The sequence below is a fragment of the Bartonella machadoae genome, from assembly GCF_022559585.1.
Taxonomy (GTDB): Bacteria; Pseudomonadota; Alphaproteobacteria; order Rhizobiales; family Rhizobiaceae; genus Bartonella; species Bartonella machadoae.
The window spans coordinates 149308-168895 of the sequence record NZ_CP087114.1 but is presented as its reverse complement, the minus strand read 5'-3'; the positions used below and the strand labels follow the sequence as shown (position 1 = coordinate 168895).

The following is a 19588-nucleotide window of genomic DNA, read 5'->3' as shown; positions in this document are numbered from 1 at the left end:
ACTTCCATTTAACTAAAAACAGATTCACTAAAATTATTATACAAAATATACTTTTATGAACTTTGTAAGTATACTGCTCTATAACTTTCTGTATAAAATATTATTTTTTTAGATATAAAACATTCGCCTTTGTCCGATCAGACAAAGGCGAATGTACTTTTTACTGTTAGTTAAGCGTTATCCTCAATCCAGCACCTACGCCCCAACGACCTCCAGCACTGGTAGCAGATACGTTAGAACGGATTCTGCCATCTTCAGAAGTATAACCTGCACCAAAAGCAATCGCAGATTGGTTATACCATAAACCACTACCAAATGAAATACTTAGCTTTCCAGGTGTATCATCGTAACTTAAGTTAGAAACCGCCAAACCAATAGCCGCTGCTTGCCTTGCCTCTTTGCGAACATCCTCAACAGCATAGCTTAACGTCTCAAACTTCATGTCTGTATAGGATTTTGCTTCGTTAACACCTTTATTGACAAGACTACCCACTTGATCATCCGTATATTTCTTCGCATCATCAAGAACTATCTTCATCTGATCTTTAGTATAATCATGTAACTGACCACCATTGACTGCTTGCTTAGAGCCTGTTTCAATCTTGCCGTCCGCTACATTGTCTATCAAAACCGGATCACTCTCATTGCCACCTACTAACGTGATGCTATTGGTCTTTTTACCATCTGCACCTTTGTCATAGTTAACAGCTCCATCCGTTACCGCTATTTCAATATCTTGGACATGTTTATCAAGCGTATCTACCCTGTTCTCAACCTTCGTTACCCTTTCATTCGTTTCCCATAGCTGACCTCCATTCACAGCATCTTGTGAGCCAGCTTTGATCTCTCCATTCGCTATATTGGTAATATGAGACGCTTCACCATTATGACTTGCATCATACGCTCCTTGCTCCTCATTCCAATGCAAACTATTCTTATCTATATTATCAGAGACATCCTTAATACGGTTGTTGATATTCGTCATACTCTCACTGACAGTATTAAAGGCACCCGCGACATCATGGCTCTCCTTCGTAGAGGAACTCCCATCAGAATTAAATTGGGCAACATTGAAACTAGGAGGCGTCCATACACCATTCTCATACTTAGCTCCACCACCAAAATAGGTCGCAAGGGTCGTATTCAGAGCATAAAGCTGATTACCTGTGACCGCTTCCGTCGAGCCTTCAGAAATATCACCATCTAAAAGGGATTTCAGTTTGCTCTTGCTTCTGTCAGATCCCTGCCCATGAAGCGCTACAAAGGCGTTCTCTTCATCGCTCCACAACAATGCATTCTGCTCAACTTTATCAGAATTATCAGAAAGCTCTTTATGAAGCTTCTTGAAGGAACTGCTTACACCCGCAAAGGCAGCTGTAATATCTGGATAACTCTCTTCTTTTGAACTGCCATCATCATTGAAGGTCAGAACTTTGAAACTTGGTGGAGTCCACTTGCCATCTGCAAACTGTGCATCGCCACCAAAATAAGTCGCTAGCGTCTTATTCAATGAATAAAGCTGACCACCATTTACTGCTTCTGTCGAGCTTTCAGAGAGAATTGCTGCTTTTACACCAGAAAGACTACGTGCATCACCATTACTGTTGGCAATTGTTATTGCTGTACCTTCTTTCTCCGCACCAATCTTGATAACCTTGGTCGTCTCATCCTGCTTAACAAGACTATCACTGACAACTTGGTTAATCTCTTTGGTAATCTCATCCTTAACATTCGTAATTCTATTATTCACATTGCTAAATGAACTACCTACTCCAGCAAAAGCTGAGGCAACATCATGATAGGTCTCATCAGAAACCTTCCCTTCTTCTTCAAAGCTCTTAACCGTAAATTTAGGAGCAGTCCATACACCACCTTCATACTTAGCACCACCACCAAAGGATTTAGCTATATCCGTAGCGGCTGTTTCAAGATTGGTAGACACGGTGCTTACATGTTGATTGGTCGCAAAAAGCTGTGAACCATTCACCGCTTGCGTCGATTCTTCCGAAAGCGCACCAGATTTTACTCCAGACAACGTCCGCGATGCGCCATCAACATTCGCAAGCTTAACTTCAGTACCACTCTTTTCACCTCCTATACTGATAACATGTGTCTCTTCATTCTGCTTAACAAGGCTGTCTCCAACGACTTTTTTAATCTCAGTCTTAAGCTCTTTATGAATATTCGTGAATGAACTTCCTACACCTGCAAAAGCTTCCGCTACAGTCTTATAGCTCTTCTCTTCAACTGCACTGCCATCTTCTTTGACAACATTAACCTTGAAATCAGGTTTATGCCATTCGCCATTCGCATATCCAGCTCCACCTCCTAAATAGGCCGCTAGCGTATTATTCATGGAATAAAGCTGAGAGCCATTTACTGCTTCCGTCGATTCTTTCGAAAGTACACCAGATTTCACTCCAGACAAGGTCCGCGATGCATCTCCACTATTGGCAATACTAATGATACTGCCGCCTTTCTCTGCTCCTATCTTGATAACTTTGGTATCAGCATCCTGCTTAACAAGACTGTCTCCAACGACTTTTTTAATCTCAGTCTTAAGCTCTTTATGAATATTCGTGAATGAACTTCCTACACCTGCAAAGGCTTCCGCTACAGTCTTATAGCTCTTCTCTTCAACTGCACTGCCATCTTCTTTGACAACATTAACCTTGAAATCAGGTTTATGCCATTCGCCATTCGCATATCCAGCTCCACCTCCTAAATAGGTCGCTAGCGTATTACTCATGGAATAAAGCTGAGAGCCATTTACTGCTTCCGTCGATCCTTCTGCAATATCGCCATTGGCAAGAAACTTAATCTTGCTGTTGGTTTTTTTGCCGCCTTTTTCACCATGCGTTGCTACAAACGCTCCTTCGTCCTTGTTCCAGTTCAAAGAATCCTGTGCAACACTTTCAGAAACATCCTTAATCCGATCATTGACATTTTTGATGTTCTCATCAAGTCCTGAGAAGGCTGAACCAACATCTTTAAATGCATGCTTTTCTACATGACCATCTTTAGAAACCTTAGATAATTGATAGGTTGGTCCTGTAAATGCACCATTCTTAAATCCTGCATCACCACCCAAGAATTTCGCAACATCCTGGGAAATCGTATTAATCTGACCACCTGTAACAACATCATGTGAACCCTCAGAAAGCTGGCCATTGGCAACATTATGTAAACCAACAGGAGACGAATCTTTACCTTTTCCAAACGTCACACTACCATAATTGGTATTACCATCTGATCCTTTATCATAAAGAACAACAGCGGATTCTTCAGACTGAAGACTGTTCGAAAGATCTTTCAAACCTTTATCAAGCTGACCCTTATTAACAGCTTCATTATCATTCGCTGCTGCTTTCACGCCTGAAAGAATCCGATCTTTATTATCCTTATCGGCAATAGTGATTGTCGTACCATCCTGTTCGCCTCCAATCTTGATAACCTTGGTCTTCTCATCCTGCTTAACAAGACTGTCTTTAACTACTTGGCTAATCTCTTTGGTAATCTCATCCTTAACATTCGTAATTCTATTATTAACATTTGTAAATGAACTACCTACTCCAGCAAAAGCTGAGGCGACATCAGGATACTCTTTATCCTCTATTTTCCCATCTTCTTCAAAGCTCTTAACCTTGAAACTTGGTACCGTCCATGCGTCATTCTCGTACTTAGCGCCGCCACCAAAGGATTTAGCTATATTCCTAGCGGCTGTTTCAAGATTGGTAGACACGGTGCTTACATGTTGATTGGTCGCAAAAAGCTGTGAACCATTCACTGCTTGCGTCGATTCTTCCGAAAGCGCACCAGATTTTACTCCAGACAAGGTCCGCGATGCATCTCCACTATTGGCAATACTAATGATACTGCCGCCTTTCTCTGCTCCTATCTTGATAACTTTGGTATCAGCATCCTGCTTAACAAGACTGTCTCCAACGACTTTTTTAATCTCAGTCTTAAGCTCTTTATGAATATTCGTGAATGAACTTCCTACACCTGCAAAAGCTTCCGCTACAGTCTTATAGCTCTTCTCTTCAACTGCACTGCCATCTTCTTTGACAACATTAACCTTGAAATCAGGTTTATGCCATTCGCCATTCGCATATCCAGCTCCACCTCCTAAATAGGTCGCTAGCGTATTACTCATGGAATAAAGCTGAGAGCCATTTACTGCTTCCGTCGATCCTTCTGCAATATCGCCATTGGCAAGAAACTTAATCTTGCTGTTGGTTTTTTTGCCGCCTTTTTCACCATGCGTTGCTACAAACGCTCCTTCGTCCTTGTTCCAGTTCAAAGAATCCTGTGCAACACTTTCAGAAACATCCTTAATCCGATCATTGACATTTTTGATGTTCTCATCAAGTCCTGAGAAGGCTGAACCAACATCTTTAAATGCATGCTTTTCTACATGACCATCTTTAGAAACCTTAGATAATTGATAGGTTGGTCCTGTAAATGCACCATTCTTAAATCCTGCATCACCACCCAAGAATTTCGCAACATCCTGGGAAATCGTATTAATCTGACCACCTGTAACAACATCATGTGAACCCTCAGAAAGCTGGCCATTGGCAACATTATGTAAACCAACAGGAGACGAATCTTTACCTTTTCCAAACGTCACACTACCATAATTGGTATTACCATCTGATCCTTTATCATAAAGAACAACAGCGGATTCTTCAGACTGAAGACTGTTCGAAAGATCTTTCAAACCTTTATCAAGCTGACCCTTATTAACAGCTTCATTATCATTCGCTGCTGCTTTCACGCCTGAAAGAATCCGATCTTTATTATCCTTATCGGCAATAGTGATTGTCGTACCATCCTGTTCGCCTCCAATCTTGATAACCTTGGTCTTCTCATCCTGCTTAACAAGACTGTCTTTAACTACTTGGCTAATCTTATTCTTAACTTCATTATGAATGTTTGTGAAAGAACTGCCCACACCTGCAAACGCTTCGGCTACACTACCATAGCTTTGCTCTTCAACTGCACTGCCATCTTCTTTGACAATATTAACCTTGAAACTTGGTGCTTTCCAACTTCCATTTTCATAGCTAGCATCACCACCAAAATACGCCGCAACTTCATTACCCAATGCATGAAGCTGTTGACCTGCCACAGCATCCGTAGAGCTCGCAGAAATATCACCATTCTGAAGAGACGTAATCTTACTGTTGGTTTTTTCACCGTCTTTACCATGCGTTGCTACAAATGCTTTGTCTTCATCACTCCACAATAATGCGTTCTGCTTAATATTTTCAGAAACCTCCGTATTGCCCTGAGTAACTTCTTTATGCAGGTTCTTAAAAGAGGTACCTATCCCCTCAAAAGCAGCTGCTACACTACCATAGCTTTGCTCTTCAACTGCACTGCCATCTTCTTTGACAGTCTTAAGCGTGAATTTTGGTGCAATCCATGTGCCATTCTTGTAGCTAGCATTACCACCAAAATACGCCGCAACATCATTACCCAATGCATGAAGCTGTTGACCTGCCACAGCATCCGTAGAGCTCGCAGAAATATCCCCATTCTGAAGAGACGTAATCTTACTGTTGGTTTTTGCACCATCTTTACCATGCGTTGCTACAAATGCTCCTGCTTCCTTGTTCCAGTTCAAAGAATCCTGTGCAACACTTTCAGAAACATCCTTAATCCGATCATTGACATTTTTGATGTTCTCATCAAGTCCTGAGAAGGCTAAACCAACATCTTTAAATTCAGCCTTTTCCACTTTGCCATCTTGAGAAACCTTAGATAATTTATAGGTTGGTCCTGTAAAGATACCATCCTTAAATGCTGCATCACCACCAAAATATTGAGCAAGTGTAGTATTTAAAGAATAAAGCTGAGAACCATTAACAGCTTCCGTGGAACTTGCTGAAATATCACCATTGGCAAGGAACTTAATCTTGCTGTTGGTTTTTTCACCGTCTTTACCATGCGTTGCTACAAATGCTCCTGCTTCCTTGTTCCAGTTCAAAGAATCCTGTGCAACACTTTCAGAAACATCCTTAATCCGATCATTGACATTCTTAATGTTCCCATCAAGTCCTGAGAAGGCTAAACCAACATCTTTAAATTCAGCCTTTTCCACTTTGCCATCTTGAGAAACCTTAGATAATTTATAGGTTGGTCCTGTAAAGATACCATCCTTAAATGCTGCATCACCACCAAAATATTGAGCAAGTGTAGTATTTAAAGAATAAAGCTGAGAACCATTAACAGCTTCCGTGGAACTTGCTGAAATATCACCATTGGCAAGGACCTTAATCTTGCTGTTGGTTTTTTCACCGTCTTTACCATGCGTTGCTACAAATGCTTTGTCTTCATCACTCCACAATAATGCGTTCTGCTTAATATTTTCAGAAACCTCCGTATTGCCCTGAGTAACTTCTTTATGCAGGTTCTTAAAAGAGGTACCTCTCCCCTCAAAAGCAGCTGCTACACTACCATAGCTTTGCTCTTCAACTGCACTGCCATCTTCTTTGACAGTCTTAAGCGTGAATTTTGGTGCAATCCATGTGCCATTCTTGTAGCTAGCATTACCACCAAAATACGCCGCAACATCATTACCCAATGCATGAAGCTGTTGACCTGCTATAGCATCCGTGGACTTCTCATTAATTGTTCCATTCTGAAGAGAGGTAATCTTACTGTTAGATTTTGCATCTCCTGATCCATGCGTTGCTACAAATGCTCCTGCTTCCTTGTTCCAGTTCAAAGAATCCTGCGCAACACCTTGAGATACTTCCTTAATACGTTGGTTTACATTCTTGATATTTTTATCAAGTCCCGTAAATGCTGAACCAACATCTTTAAATTCAGCATCTTCTATCTCACCGTTTTTAGAAACCTCAGATAACTTATAGGTTGGTTGAGTAAGAGATCCATTTGTAAAGGACGATTCTCCACCTAAAAACTTAGCAATATCCTTACCAATCTTGTTAACTTGCCCCCCTGTGATTGCATCATGTGAACTCTCAGAAATCTGACCATCAGCAACATTATGAAGACCTACAGGAGCGGAATCTTTACCCTTTCCAAAAGTCACACTCGCATAATTAATGCTGTTATTGTCATCAGCTTTTTTATCATAGTGAACAACGGCTGATTCATCAGACTGAAGACTGTTGGAAAGTTTTGCTAAACTTTCATCAAGCTGGCCTTTATTAACTGCTTCATTGGCATTCTCCGCTTTCTTAACTCCAGAAAGGGTTCTATCCTTACTATCCTGATCGGCAATAGTAACTTTATTACCGTGTTTTTCTGCACCAATTTTTATTAGTTGACTATCGTCATCCCACTTAACAAGGCTATCACCTTCAACTTTATTAATCTGGTTGGTAATTTCCTTTTTAACATTCGTGATAGAAGCACCAACACCTTCAAAAGCTTCTGCTACACTCTTATAATTCTTATCTTCAGTGATACCATCACTATTAGGCATTTTAAGTGTAAATGTTGGAGCAGTCCATTTCCCATCCTTATATTCAGCTTTACCACCTAAATAGGCTGCAACCTTCTCATTTGTATCAAAAAGCTGAGAACCATTTACAGCATCCGTGGAATCTTTGGAAACAGCCCCATTCTGAAGAGAGGTAATTTTGCTGTTACTTTTTGTTTCACCATGCGTTGCAACAAAGGCATTATCTTTTGTACTCCAGTTCAAAGAATCTTGTGCAACACTTTGAGAAACTTCTTTAATACGTTTATTGACGTTATCAATATTTGTATTAAGTCCTGTAAAAGCTGAGCCAACATCAGAGAAAGTCTTGTCTGTTATCTCACCCTTTTCATTAATATTCGACAAATTATAAGTTGTCCCTGTAAAAGAACCATCTTTAAAGGATGTATTACCACCCAAGAGTTGAGCAACCTCATTGCCAACTGTATTAATCTGGCCACCCGTAATTGCATCATGAGAATCTTTTGCAATTTTTCCATCAGCAACATTATGCAAAGCAACTGAGGTTTTATCTTTACCACCTAAAGTCACACTCGCATAATTAATGCCACCATTTTCGCCTTCTTTCCTATCGTAATGAACAACGGCTGATTCATCAGACTGAAGATCGTTAGAAAGTTTTGCTAAACTTTCATCAAGCTGGCCTTTATTAACTGCTTCATTGGCATTCTCCGCTTTCTTAACTCCAGAAAGGGTTCTATCCTCTTTATCCTTATTAGCAATGTTGATTACTGTGCCATCTTTTTCTTTACCAATAGTAATAAACTTTGTCTTCTCATCCCACTTAACAAGGCTATCACCTTCAACTTTATTAATCTGGTTGGTAATTTCCTTTTTAACATTCGTAATAGAAGCACCAACACCTTCAAAAGCTTCTGCTACACTCTTATAATTCTTATCTTCAGTGATACCATCACTATTAGGCATTTTAAGTGTAAATGTTGGAGCAGTCCATTTCCCATCCTTATATTCAGCTTTACCACCTAAATAGGCTGCAACCTTCTCATTTGTATCAAAAAGCTGAGAACCATTTACAGCATCCGTGGAATCTTTGGAAACAGCCCCATTCTGAAGAGAGGTAATTTTGCTGTTACTTTTTGTTTCACCATGCGTTGCAACAAAGGCATTATCTTTTGTACTCCAGTTCAAAGAATCTTGTGCAACACTTTGAGAAACTTCTTTAATACGTTTATTGACGTTATCAATATTTGTATTAAGTCCTGTAAAAGCTGAGCCAACATCAGAGAAAGTCTTGTCTGTTATCTCACCCTTTTCATTAATATTCGACAAATTATAAGTTGTCCCTGTAAAAGAACCATCTTTAAAGGATGTATTACCACCCAAGAGTTGAGCAACCTCATTGCCAACTGTATTAATCTGGCCACCCGTAATTGCATCATGAGAATCTTTTGCAATTTTTCCATCAGCAACATTATGCAAAGCAACTGAGGTTTTATCTTTACCACCTAAAGTCACACTCGCATAATTAATGCCACCATTTTCGCCTTCTTTCCTATCGTAATGAACAACGGCTGATTCATCAGACTGAAGATCGTTAGAAAGTTTTGCTAAACTTTCATCAAGCTGGCCTTTATTAACTGCTTCATTGGCATTCTCCGCTTTCTTAACTCCAGAAAGGGTTCTATCCTCTTTATCCTTATTAGCAATGTTGATTACTGTGCCATCTTTTTCTTTACCAATAGTAATAAACTTTGTCTTCTCATCCCACTTAACAAGGCTATCACCTTCAACTTTATTAATCTGGTTGGTAATTTCCTTTTTAACATTCGTGATAGAAGCACCAACACCTTCAAAAGCTTCTGCTACACTCTTATAATTCTTATCTTCAGTGGTACCATCACTATTAGGCATTTTAAGTGTAAATGTTGGAGCAGTCCATTTGCCATCCTTATATTCAGCGTTACCACCAAGAAACTTCGCAACTTCAGTGCCCAATGAATAAAGCTGAGAACCATTCACTGCATCCGTTGAGAGACTACTAATAATACCAGCTTTAAGAGAGGTAATCTTGCTGTTAGATTTTGCATCTCCTGCTCCATGTGTCGCTACAAAGGCATTATTCTTTGGACTCCAGTTTAAAGAATCCTGTGCAACACCTTGAGAGACTTCCTTAATCCTATCATTGACATTCTTGATATTTGTATCAAGACCCGCAAAAGCCGTTCCAACATCATGAAACGAAGTGGAGCCTACTGTACCATCTTTAGAAATCTTAGATAATTGATAGGTTGGTTGAGTAAGAGATCCATTTGTAAAGGACGATGTGCCACCCAAAAACTTAGCACTATCCTCACCAATTTTGTTAACCTGACCACCCGTAATCGCATCATGAGAATCTTTTGCAATTGTCCCATCCGCTACATTATGAAGACCTACTGAGGCAGAACCCTTACCTTTACCTAAAGTCACACTCGTATAATTAACAGAACCATTTGTATCACCTTTATCATAATGAACAACTGCTGATTCATCAGACTGAAGACGATTCGAAAGATCCTTCAAACTTTCGTCAAGCTGCCCCTTATTAACAGCCTCATTATCATTCTGTCCCGCTTTCACACCAGAAAGGATTCTATCCTTTTTATCCTTATTAGCAATGTTGATTACTGTGCCATCTTTTTCTTTACCAATAGTAATAAACTTTGTCTTCTCATCCCACTTAACAAGGCTATCACCTTCAACTTTATTAATCTGGTTGGTAATTTCCTTTTTAACATTCGTGATAGAAGTACCAACACCTGCAAACGCATCTGCTACATTATAATAGGTATTATCTTTTTCAGTACCATCTGCATTAACTGTTTTAAATTTAAATGTTGGAGCTGTCCATTTGCCATCTTCATTATAGCCAGCATTCTTATCAAAATAATGCGCAATATCGTTGTTTAGAGAATAAAGCTGAGAACCATTTACTGCCTCGTTTGAATCTTTGGAGATTTTTCCACCTATCAATCCGGAAATGGTTCGGTTCTCGTTATCCTTGTTTTGAAGATTGATTACATTACCATCTTTTTCTTTACCAATAGTAATAGACTTTGTCTTCTCATCCCACTTAACGACACTCTCACCTTCAACTTTGTTAATTACATTATTAACTTGTTCTGTAACTTTATTCTGAACATTCGTGATGGAACTACCAACTTCACTCAATGCAGTAGCAACATCATGATAATCTTTCTCTTCTGTTTTTCCATCTTCTTTTACGCTCTTAACTTTGAAAGTTGGAGGTGACCATCTGCCGTTATCATATTTAGCTCCACCACCTAAAGAAGTTTCAACGCCACGGCTCAATCTATAAAGCTGATTACCAGCTACAGCATCCGTGGAATCGATAGAAATAACTCCATCTGCAAGAGAGGTAATCCTGCTGTTAATTTCTTTGCCTTCTTCTTTATGTTCATGCCTCGCTACAAAGGCATGTTTTTCATCGTTCCATAACAGAGCATTTTTATCAACCTTTTGAGCTACCTCGGTAATTTCATTATTAATCTTTGTAAAAGAACTGTCCACACCTGCAAATGCAGATCCAACATCATGATAAGTTCCCTTTTGTACAGTATAGGTGGGCTCTTTACCTTGTAGAACACTTGCACCACCACCCAAATATTTCGATATATTATCATCAAGAGAAGATATATTACTGTTTGTTTTTGTTATATCAGCAGCGTTTTTCGTAATCTTACTATTAGCTTCTTTAATATCATTGGTATTTTTGGTTATATTACTGTTCGTTGCGAAAAGCTGAGAACCATTTACTGCATCCGTTGAATTTTTAGAAATATCGCCATCTTTCACACCAGTAAGTGTACGTGTTTCTCCTTTATTATTAGCAATATTAATTCTATCACCACCAGTGTCCTTACCAATCGTGATATGCAGGGTCTCGGCATCTTGTTTTACAAAACTATTGGCTGCTACTTGTTGTTCAACCTCTTTTTTCACTTTATTCAACTGCGCAAAATTTACCGCATCGGTATCTGCAGTAGCATTTCCTACTCCTGTTATCCTTTTACTACCAGCATCAATACCAGAAGTGGTTATTTTCGGACCATCGCTAATTACTAAGCCCGTTGCATCTAAGGTGTTGTTTCCTACTTCTATTTTATCAACTGTAATACCCCTAGCTAAATCAAATTTTACATTATTGTCTTTCTCTCCTTTTGTAAGCGTAATATTTGTACTTCCAGCTGCTAAATCCATTGGGCTGGTTGAATTAACATTCGTTTTATTTTTACCATTAACAGAAAGATCCCAACTTGGGGTTATAGAGTTTTGTAGAGCTTTTAACTGCGCCACATTTACCGCATCTGTGTCTGCAGTACCAGCAGCAACACCGACAATCTGTCTGGTTTTTCCTTCCTTAGCATTACCAATACTGAGTGCAGCCAAACCGCCGAGCCATGTATTGTCCTGCTTAGGTGTATTTTCTCTAGTACGAGGGTCATAACCTGCAACACCAGCGTCAACATCAGCCACAGAATAAGAACCCAAAGCAATGCCATCTCTAACTGATACTGTTGCATTTTCACCTAAGGCAATTGCACCTAACGACCCTAATTCTTTAGTCTGATTCTTTACAGATGCGCCATGGCCAAAAGCAATCGCACCTTTGGATAATGCATCAACGTTGGCTTTGCTACCAATAGCAATTGAATCTTCTGCAGCAGCCACGGCATCTGTAAAATCTTTACTAGTGGTGTTAATTTTTAAGCCTTTTATAGCTACTGCTGCTTGTACTGCTTTTAACTGCGCAAAATTTACCGCATCGGTATCTGAAGCTCCTTCTGCAACTTCTGTTATCTTTCTACTACCAGCGGAAATACCAGCCGTGGTCACTTTCGGACCATTACCAATTACTAAACCAGTTGCATCGAAGACGTTCGTTGCTACTTTCACCTTATCAACTGCTATGTTCTTTGCGAGATCAAATTTTATATTATTGCCTTTATCGCCTTTTGTAATTTCAAAATTACCACTTCCAGCAGAAAAATCTACCGCATTCTCTGTATCTAAACCAACGTTCGTAGGATTCTTACCGCCAATGGTGAACTGCCAACCTCCTACTACCATTTCCCTTAATTCTTTTAACTGCGCAACATTCACCGCATCGTTATCTTCCGTTCCAGCAGAAACACCTACAATCTGCCGTGCAGATGAAACCCTACCCGTACCCTGGTCATACACACCCACACTCACTGCACCAGTTCCAGACCGCCATGCACCATCCTGCGATGTTGAAACTTTTCCTGTCTTAGGACTATAACCTACCACGCCATCCTTATGCTTTTCTAGAACAGTAGAGTTATCACCCAAAGCAACACCACTCTCAGTATACACGCGTGCGTTAGAACCAATAGCCACACCTTTATCACCTTTCTCTATAAAAGCACTCTGACCTATAGCTATTGAACTTTCCGCAAGTGCTGCTGCATCTGAACCTATAGCTATTGAATTTTCCGCACGTGCTATTGCATTTGAACCTATAGCTATTGAATTTTCTGCAGCAGCTATAGCATCTGTAAAATCTTTACTAGTGGTGTTAATTTTAAAACCTTTTATAGCTACTGCTGCTTGTATTGCTTTTAACTGCGCAAAATTTACCGCATCAGTATTTTCAGTTCCTGTTGCCACATTTGTAATTTTTTTACTTCCAGCTGAGATGCCGTCCTTCGTTATCTCTGGGCCATTAGCAATTAATAAGCCTGTTTTATCTAAAGTATTCGTACCTGTTTTTATGCTATCGAGCTCAAGCTCCTTGGCTAAATCAAATGTGACCTTATTGTCTTTCTCTCCTTTTGCAATTTTGAAATTCGCACTCCCAGAAGAAAAATCTATCTCATTCTTTGAGTTTAAGCTAACGTTCGTGGAATTTGCACCGTCAATAGTGAACTTCCAACCTTCTACTACCATTTCTCTTAATTCTTTTAACTGCGCAACATTTACCGCATCGGTATCTTGAGTTCCAGCAGAAAGACCTACAAGCTGCCGTGTCTTTTGAGGCGTACTACTATCATTAAACACACCAATACTCGCTGCACCATATGTCGATTTCCATGCGATATCTTGTAATGTTGAAGCTACCTCCCCTGTCTTAGGACTATAACCTACAATGCCACTCGCAGTTACAGCATCAGAACCAGCACCCAAAGCAACACCCGTAACAACACTCGCAGATGCATTATCACCTAGAACTACAGATCTTTCAGCATCTTTTTTCTTTACTGTAGCGTTTTGACCTATAGCTATTGATTTTTCCGCTGGTGACTTTGCCCCTAACCCTATAGCCATTGACATTTTCCCTTCCGCCTTTGGAGCTACCCAGTACTTAGAAGCATCATTAGGTTTTCGAGTGTCCTGCCCTATTGCAATACTTCCTACTCCAGCGGATGCTCCGTCACCTAATGTCAAGCCGCCTGTTGCGATGCGACTTTCCTTTGCACTAAAGGGTGTAAATCCTCTTGCCATTGGTTGATTCAAATCAGGCATAGAGAAACTTCTAAAGAGAGCTCTCTTAAAGAGAGCTCTCTTATTGACAGTATTTGCTTCTAGAGTTTCATCCTCTGTCGATATGTCTCCATTCAATGCTGAGGGATCACTCTCTAATGCCGAAATCTGTCTAAGGTCAGGCATAGAGAAGCTTCTTAATCGAGGACCTTGCTTAACACTATCTTCTTCTAGAGATTCAGTGCGTGCCGATACATCCACTGTCAACGCTGCTGGGTCGCTCTCCAATGCTGAAACCAACACTGGTCGCGCAGATACAGCAAATCTTGAAAATGGGTCTCCTCCACTAACATGTCTTGCATTTACATCAACAGGCGATGATGCGGGGTCATTATTTGCTGCTATGGATGCTGTTTCAACAGTATTCGGCTTTCCATCTGAAGAATTCCCCGCTACCCCAGCACTTACTGGAAGTATATTCGATAAAAATACAACCATTCCAGCCAATGAAAGCGTTCTCACAAAAGACCGCTGATCAGGAAAACGAGAATGACTTAAATTACTCGCGGCTTGTGTGGCATAGAATTTTTTCATAATAAATTCTCCAATGAAAAAATAAAAACATAAAAAAGACACATTTCCGCGTTAAGTGTTAGGGAGTTTGTGTGATTATGATTTAATGTTGTTTTACGTGTGCTTTTTATAATGGGCTTTGTAAAGGGCATGTTTGGATTCTTATAAGGGTTGTGGGTAGTGTTTTAAAATGTGGGTTTTAAGTGTTAGAAAGGTTTTCTTTAGGTAGTTAATTCCTTTAATCCAACGCTTTGATTTGGTGCGGTCAGTCTGTTTTACTTGCTGTTGAATTTTTCTTTGTTAAGATTATGTATCTTAATGGTCGTTAAAGTGGGATGTTATAATTTTTGAGATGAATAGGGTTTCGTGAGAGTGTTTTTTCTCTCTCATTGTTTTCTTGTATGAAGAATAACAGTGAAACTGCGTTTTGGTTTTGTGCTATCTCTTCTCTTTAGATCCATTATATTCACCCCGCTCTTTTTAATCTCTTTCCACAAAGAGATTTTTTAACAAAATGAGTCTTATTAATATACTTTTTGTACGTTTATAAAGCCTCTGTTATAATAGCAAGAAAAAAGTAAATCTTTTCTAAATAAAATTGTTCTTTAATTTATAGTGTGTTATTTTTTCAACAGATTAACAATATTTCTATGGAATATTAAATTTACATCCTCTTTCAGTGCTATACTGATTTATGTTTCAATAAATATTGTTTTTATCTATAAAACTTATAAACTTCCCTAACAAAATCAGGGTGTTTAAGAATTTCATTAAACTATTTGGTTTTCAGCATCAATTCAATACTTTATGAGATCCTGCACACAAATCCTGCAACTCTCCTAATCCTACAGACAAATTGAAATGCCAAAACTTAGAAAAAAGGCTATCACTTTGAAACGTATAATATCCCCTAGAGAATGAAGATTGATAAAGACATATTTAAACGCTCTTATAAAATAGAGCGGTTATCATTCTTAAAATTAAGATTCAGTTTGTGTATTTGAGAACATATTTAGTTTGAAAAAGTTAACCTGCTAAAAGTTTTTCAAATTAAATTTCGTATATTCGTTATTTTTTATTTTGTGAGTTTCATACAATCTTTTTTAAAAAGAATTCAGATGTCCCCTTGTCTGTCAATAAACTTGTCTGTTAATAAAATCGTACCCTTAAAAAAGTTAATATTGCTTTCGCTTAACCTCTCAATAAAAAAAATTAAAATCTCTTCAATAATTATGTGCTCTTGTAAAAGATAAATTTGCTTCGCTTCTACTATAAGTAGTCTTCTTATGCGATCTATTAGCTACAGAACAATAGAAAATAACAAAAATGACTTTCTTAGCTCTGCTAGTAAAAAGCATGCTTTGGTGAAGTCTATACTTTAACCGTCATACCGTTTCGATTTATAAAATTTTCGCCCTTGCTTTAAACAAAAGCGAAAATTCTATGCAGTTATAGCTTTTGCATTATTTTATTTTGAAGGTTATTGCACCACCTACTCCCCAGTGACCACCAGCACTTGTCGCAGAAAGATTAGAGCGAATTTTGCCATTTTCAGATGTATAACCAGCACCAAGAGCAAATGCAGACTGTCCACGCCACGCACCACTACCAAATGAGACACTTAAAGAGCCCGGTGTATCAAAATAACGCAGGTTAGAGACTGCTAAACCAACAGCCGCCGCTTGTCTTGCCTCTTTGCGTACACTTTTAATGCTGTAATTTAAAATATTAAATTTCATATCTGTATATTGATTAGCTCGTTCAACAGCATCATCAATGCCATTAATAATAATATTATTCACCCGTTGATCTGTGTAGCTTTTGGCATCATCTAGAACAATCTTCATCTGCTGCTCTGTATAACTACGTAATTGCCCACCATTAATCGCCTCTTTCGAGCCCTTTTCAATACGACCATCAGCGAGGTTATCAATCACAACAGGTTCACTTTCATTCCCACCTGTTAGAGTGATCTTATTGCTTTTCTTGCCATCTTCAGTTTTGTCATAATTAACAACCCCATCAGAAAGGTTATGAACCGTGTTCTCAATATTATCAACCCTGTTTTCGATATGCTTAATATCTTTTTCAACGTTTGTAACACGCTCGTTGGTTTTCCAAAGTTGTCCACCATTCACCGCATCTTTTGAATCTTGTTCGATTTTACCATCAGCGACATTGATAATCTTACTTGGCTTATCATCATGATTAGCATCATAAGCCTCCTTCTGATCATTCCACTTTAAAGCATTAGAATCTATCTTGCCGATGACATGATCAATACGATTGTTCATACTCACTATATTATTATTAACACCGTCAAGTACTTCAGCAACATTATCGTAGCTTGTCTCTTTATCAACAGTGCCATCAGCATTGAGTTGCGTAACTTTGAAATGAGGAGCAGTCCAACTTCCATCCTTATAGCCAGCACCACCACCAAAATACGCAGCAAGCTGATTACTCATGAGATAAAGTTGATTGCCTGTAATGGCATCCGTTGAGTTAACAGCAATTCTGCCGTCTTTGATATTGAGAAGTGAAACTGGTCCGGTATTTTCCTTCCCACCCAATGTTACACTGTTATAATTAATGGTGTTATCATCATTTTTATCATAAAGAACCGCAGCAGCACTTGCTGTTTCAATATTTTTAGAAATCTTTTCTATGCTTTTATCAAGTTGGCTTTTGTTAACAGCTTCATCATCCTTTTCTGCTTCTTTTAAACCGGAAAGAGTGCGTCCTGCACCATCAATACCTGCAATGCGGATTTCCGTACCACCGACTCCCTTACCAATCGTGATAGAACCGGTTTCTTCATCCTGCTTTACAAGACTATTGTTTGCCGCATTGGTAATCTGATTAGAAATCTCCGTGATAGAATTGTTAACACCATCAAACGCAGAACCCACATCATTATACTCTTTGTTTTGAATCACATAACTTGGTGCTTTACCATTAGATATATTTGCGTCACCACCAAAATACTGGGATATAGTTGTGCTTATGTTAGCAAAATTATTATTCAACTCTTTCATCTTTTGATTGGTCTCATAGAGCTGTGCACCATTTATAGCGTCAGTGGAGTCAACAGAAATGTCCCCATCCGCAAGAAACGTAAGTTTGCTATTTTCTTTTTTCCCTTCCCCATGAAGAGCAACAAATGCCTGTTCTTTATCACTCCACAACAAAGAGTCTTTAGAAATCCCATCTATTTTTTGAGTAAAATCATTCGTTACATGTGTTAAGCGGTTATTTACATTGTTGATATTCTTATCAAGTCCTGTCAACGCCGAACCAACATCATAAGAGTCACGAGTTTTCGATGTACCATCTTCAGAAATTTCTGACAAATGATAGTGCGGACCAAACAAGATACCGTCGCTAAATTCTGCATCACCACCAAAAATGGCTGCTACATCTTCAGATATTTTATTAATCTGGCTGCCATTGATTGCATCATGCGATCCTTCTGCTATTATACCAGCTTGTACATTATGAAGCGCAACTGGTGCCGTCGTTTTATCACCTCCTAAAGTGATACTATTATAATTAACGATCCCATCTGCATTTTTATCGTAGAGAACCGAAAAGTTATTAGCTTCTTTTATAACATTAATACGATCTGTGATATCGGCAATTTCACCATCCAATTGTTCTTTATTAACAGCTTCATCACTCTTGGTAGCTGCTTTCACACCAGAAATTGTACGCGTATCACCTGATTTATTTGCAATGTTGATCTCAAAACCACCTGTTGCTTTACCTACAGTAATAGAAGCATTCTCTCCTTTATTTTGTTTGACAAGAATATTATTCTCAATGCTATCGGTAATATCTGCTATACTATCTTCAAGTTGTTTTTTATTAACAGCATCCGTATCCTCCTGCGCAGCTTTCACACCAGAAATTCTACGATCTTCACCATCATTATTTGAAAGACTGATTTCAGTACCACCCACAGTCTTACCAATAGTGATAAGATTATTGCCTGCTTCTTGCTTAACAAGGCTGCTTACTGCTATTTGACTTCCTATTTCTTTCAGCTGTGCAAAATTCACTGCATCAGTATCTTTAGTTCCCTCTGCAACGCCTGTAATCTTTTCATTGCCAGCATCAATACCATCTAACGTTATTCTTGGCCCATCATTAATAAAAAAGCCATCACCACTCATAGAACTGTTCCCTGCAATAATGCTTGTTACCTTAACATTATCACCCAGATCAAATTTTATATTATTGTCTCCATTGCCTTTTGTAACCTTCAAATTGTCACTTGCTGCTGACAAATCCACTACGCTCGTTGTACCGATTATTGTAGCACTTTTACCTCCAACAGACAGCGTCCAACCTTGATCTACATAGGATTGTAAAGCTGTTAGCTGTGCAACATTAATGGCATCAGAAGAGTCAGTATCAGCAACCCTCCCTTCAAGTTGGTGCACGACGTTCTTTTGATTATAACCAATTGCCGCTGCTACCTTCGCAGTAATTTTCCCTATCGCACTTTCTTTATCTTGATTGCTTAATGTGATAGAATCATAATCTTTTGCGAATACGGATTTCTCAATGCTCTTTTGGTTACCATATTCAAAACCTATCGCAATACTGTCTAACCCTAAAGCACGCGTTATAAAACTTTTAGCAACACTTTTCCCTTTTCCCGTATATTGCTTTGAATCTGAAATAACTGCGTTTTCAATACTCTTTTCTCTCTTTGAAGCAGAAATGACTGTGCCACTCACTGTAAAGATATTTTGCACATCCTCCCCTACAAATATTCTACCAGAGGTTAAAACATTTATTGTAGAATGATAATTTCCCATACCACTGTTATAATCATTATACTCAAAAATAGTATTTTGCGGATAAGCTACAGCAGCATTCTTCATACTTTCAAGAGACGCTTTTGTTAAATCGAGGTTTGCTGAAAAAACAGGAGAAGTATTCGACAAAAATAAGACAACCGCAGTTCCAAGCGAAGCTACTTTTAAAAACGATACCCGATAAGGTGAATGAGAAAAACGCGCATTACCCATCGCTAGTGTAGTATATAATTTTTTCATATCC

Annotated in this window: 2 protein-coding genes; both read right to left on the bottom strand. The window is 38.8% G+C overall.

Going from position 1 to position 19588, the window contains the following annotated elements:
* Positions 1-166: 166 nt before the first annotated feature.
* Positions 167-14539: a Vomp family autotransporter gene (locus LNM86_RS00950; protein ID WP_241438057.1), complete on the bottom strand. Its 14373-nt coding sequence runs from the start codon at positions 14537-14539 to the stop codon at positions 167-169.
* A gap of 1442 nt (positions 14540-15981) precedes the next feature.
* A complete protein-coding gene (locus LNM86_RS13055; protein WP_241438056.1) occupies positions 15982-19584 on the bottom strand; it encodes a Vomp family autotransporter in 3603 nt (1200 codons plus the stop codon).
* Between the last annotated feature and the right edge of the window lie 4 nt (positions 19585-19588).

Coding starts and splice junctions, on each gene's coding strand:
- LNM86_RS13055 (WP_241438056.1), bottom strand. CDS start 19,584: ATGAAAAAATTATATACTACACTAGCGATGGGTAATGCGCGTTTTTCT.
- LNM86_RS00950 (WP_241438057.1), bottom strand. CDS start 14,539: ATGAAAAAATTCTATGCCACACAAGCCGCGAGTAATTTAAGTCATTCT.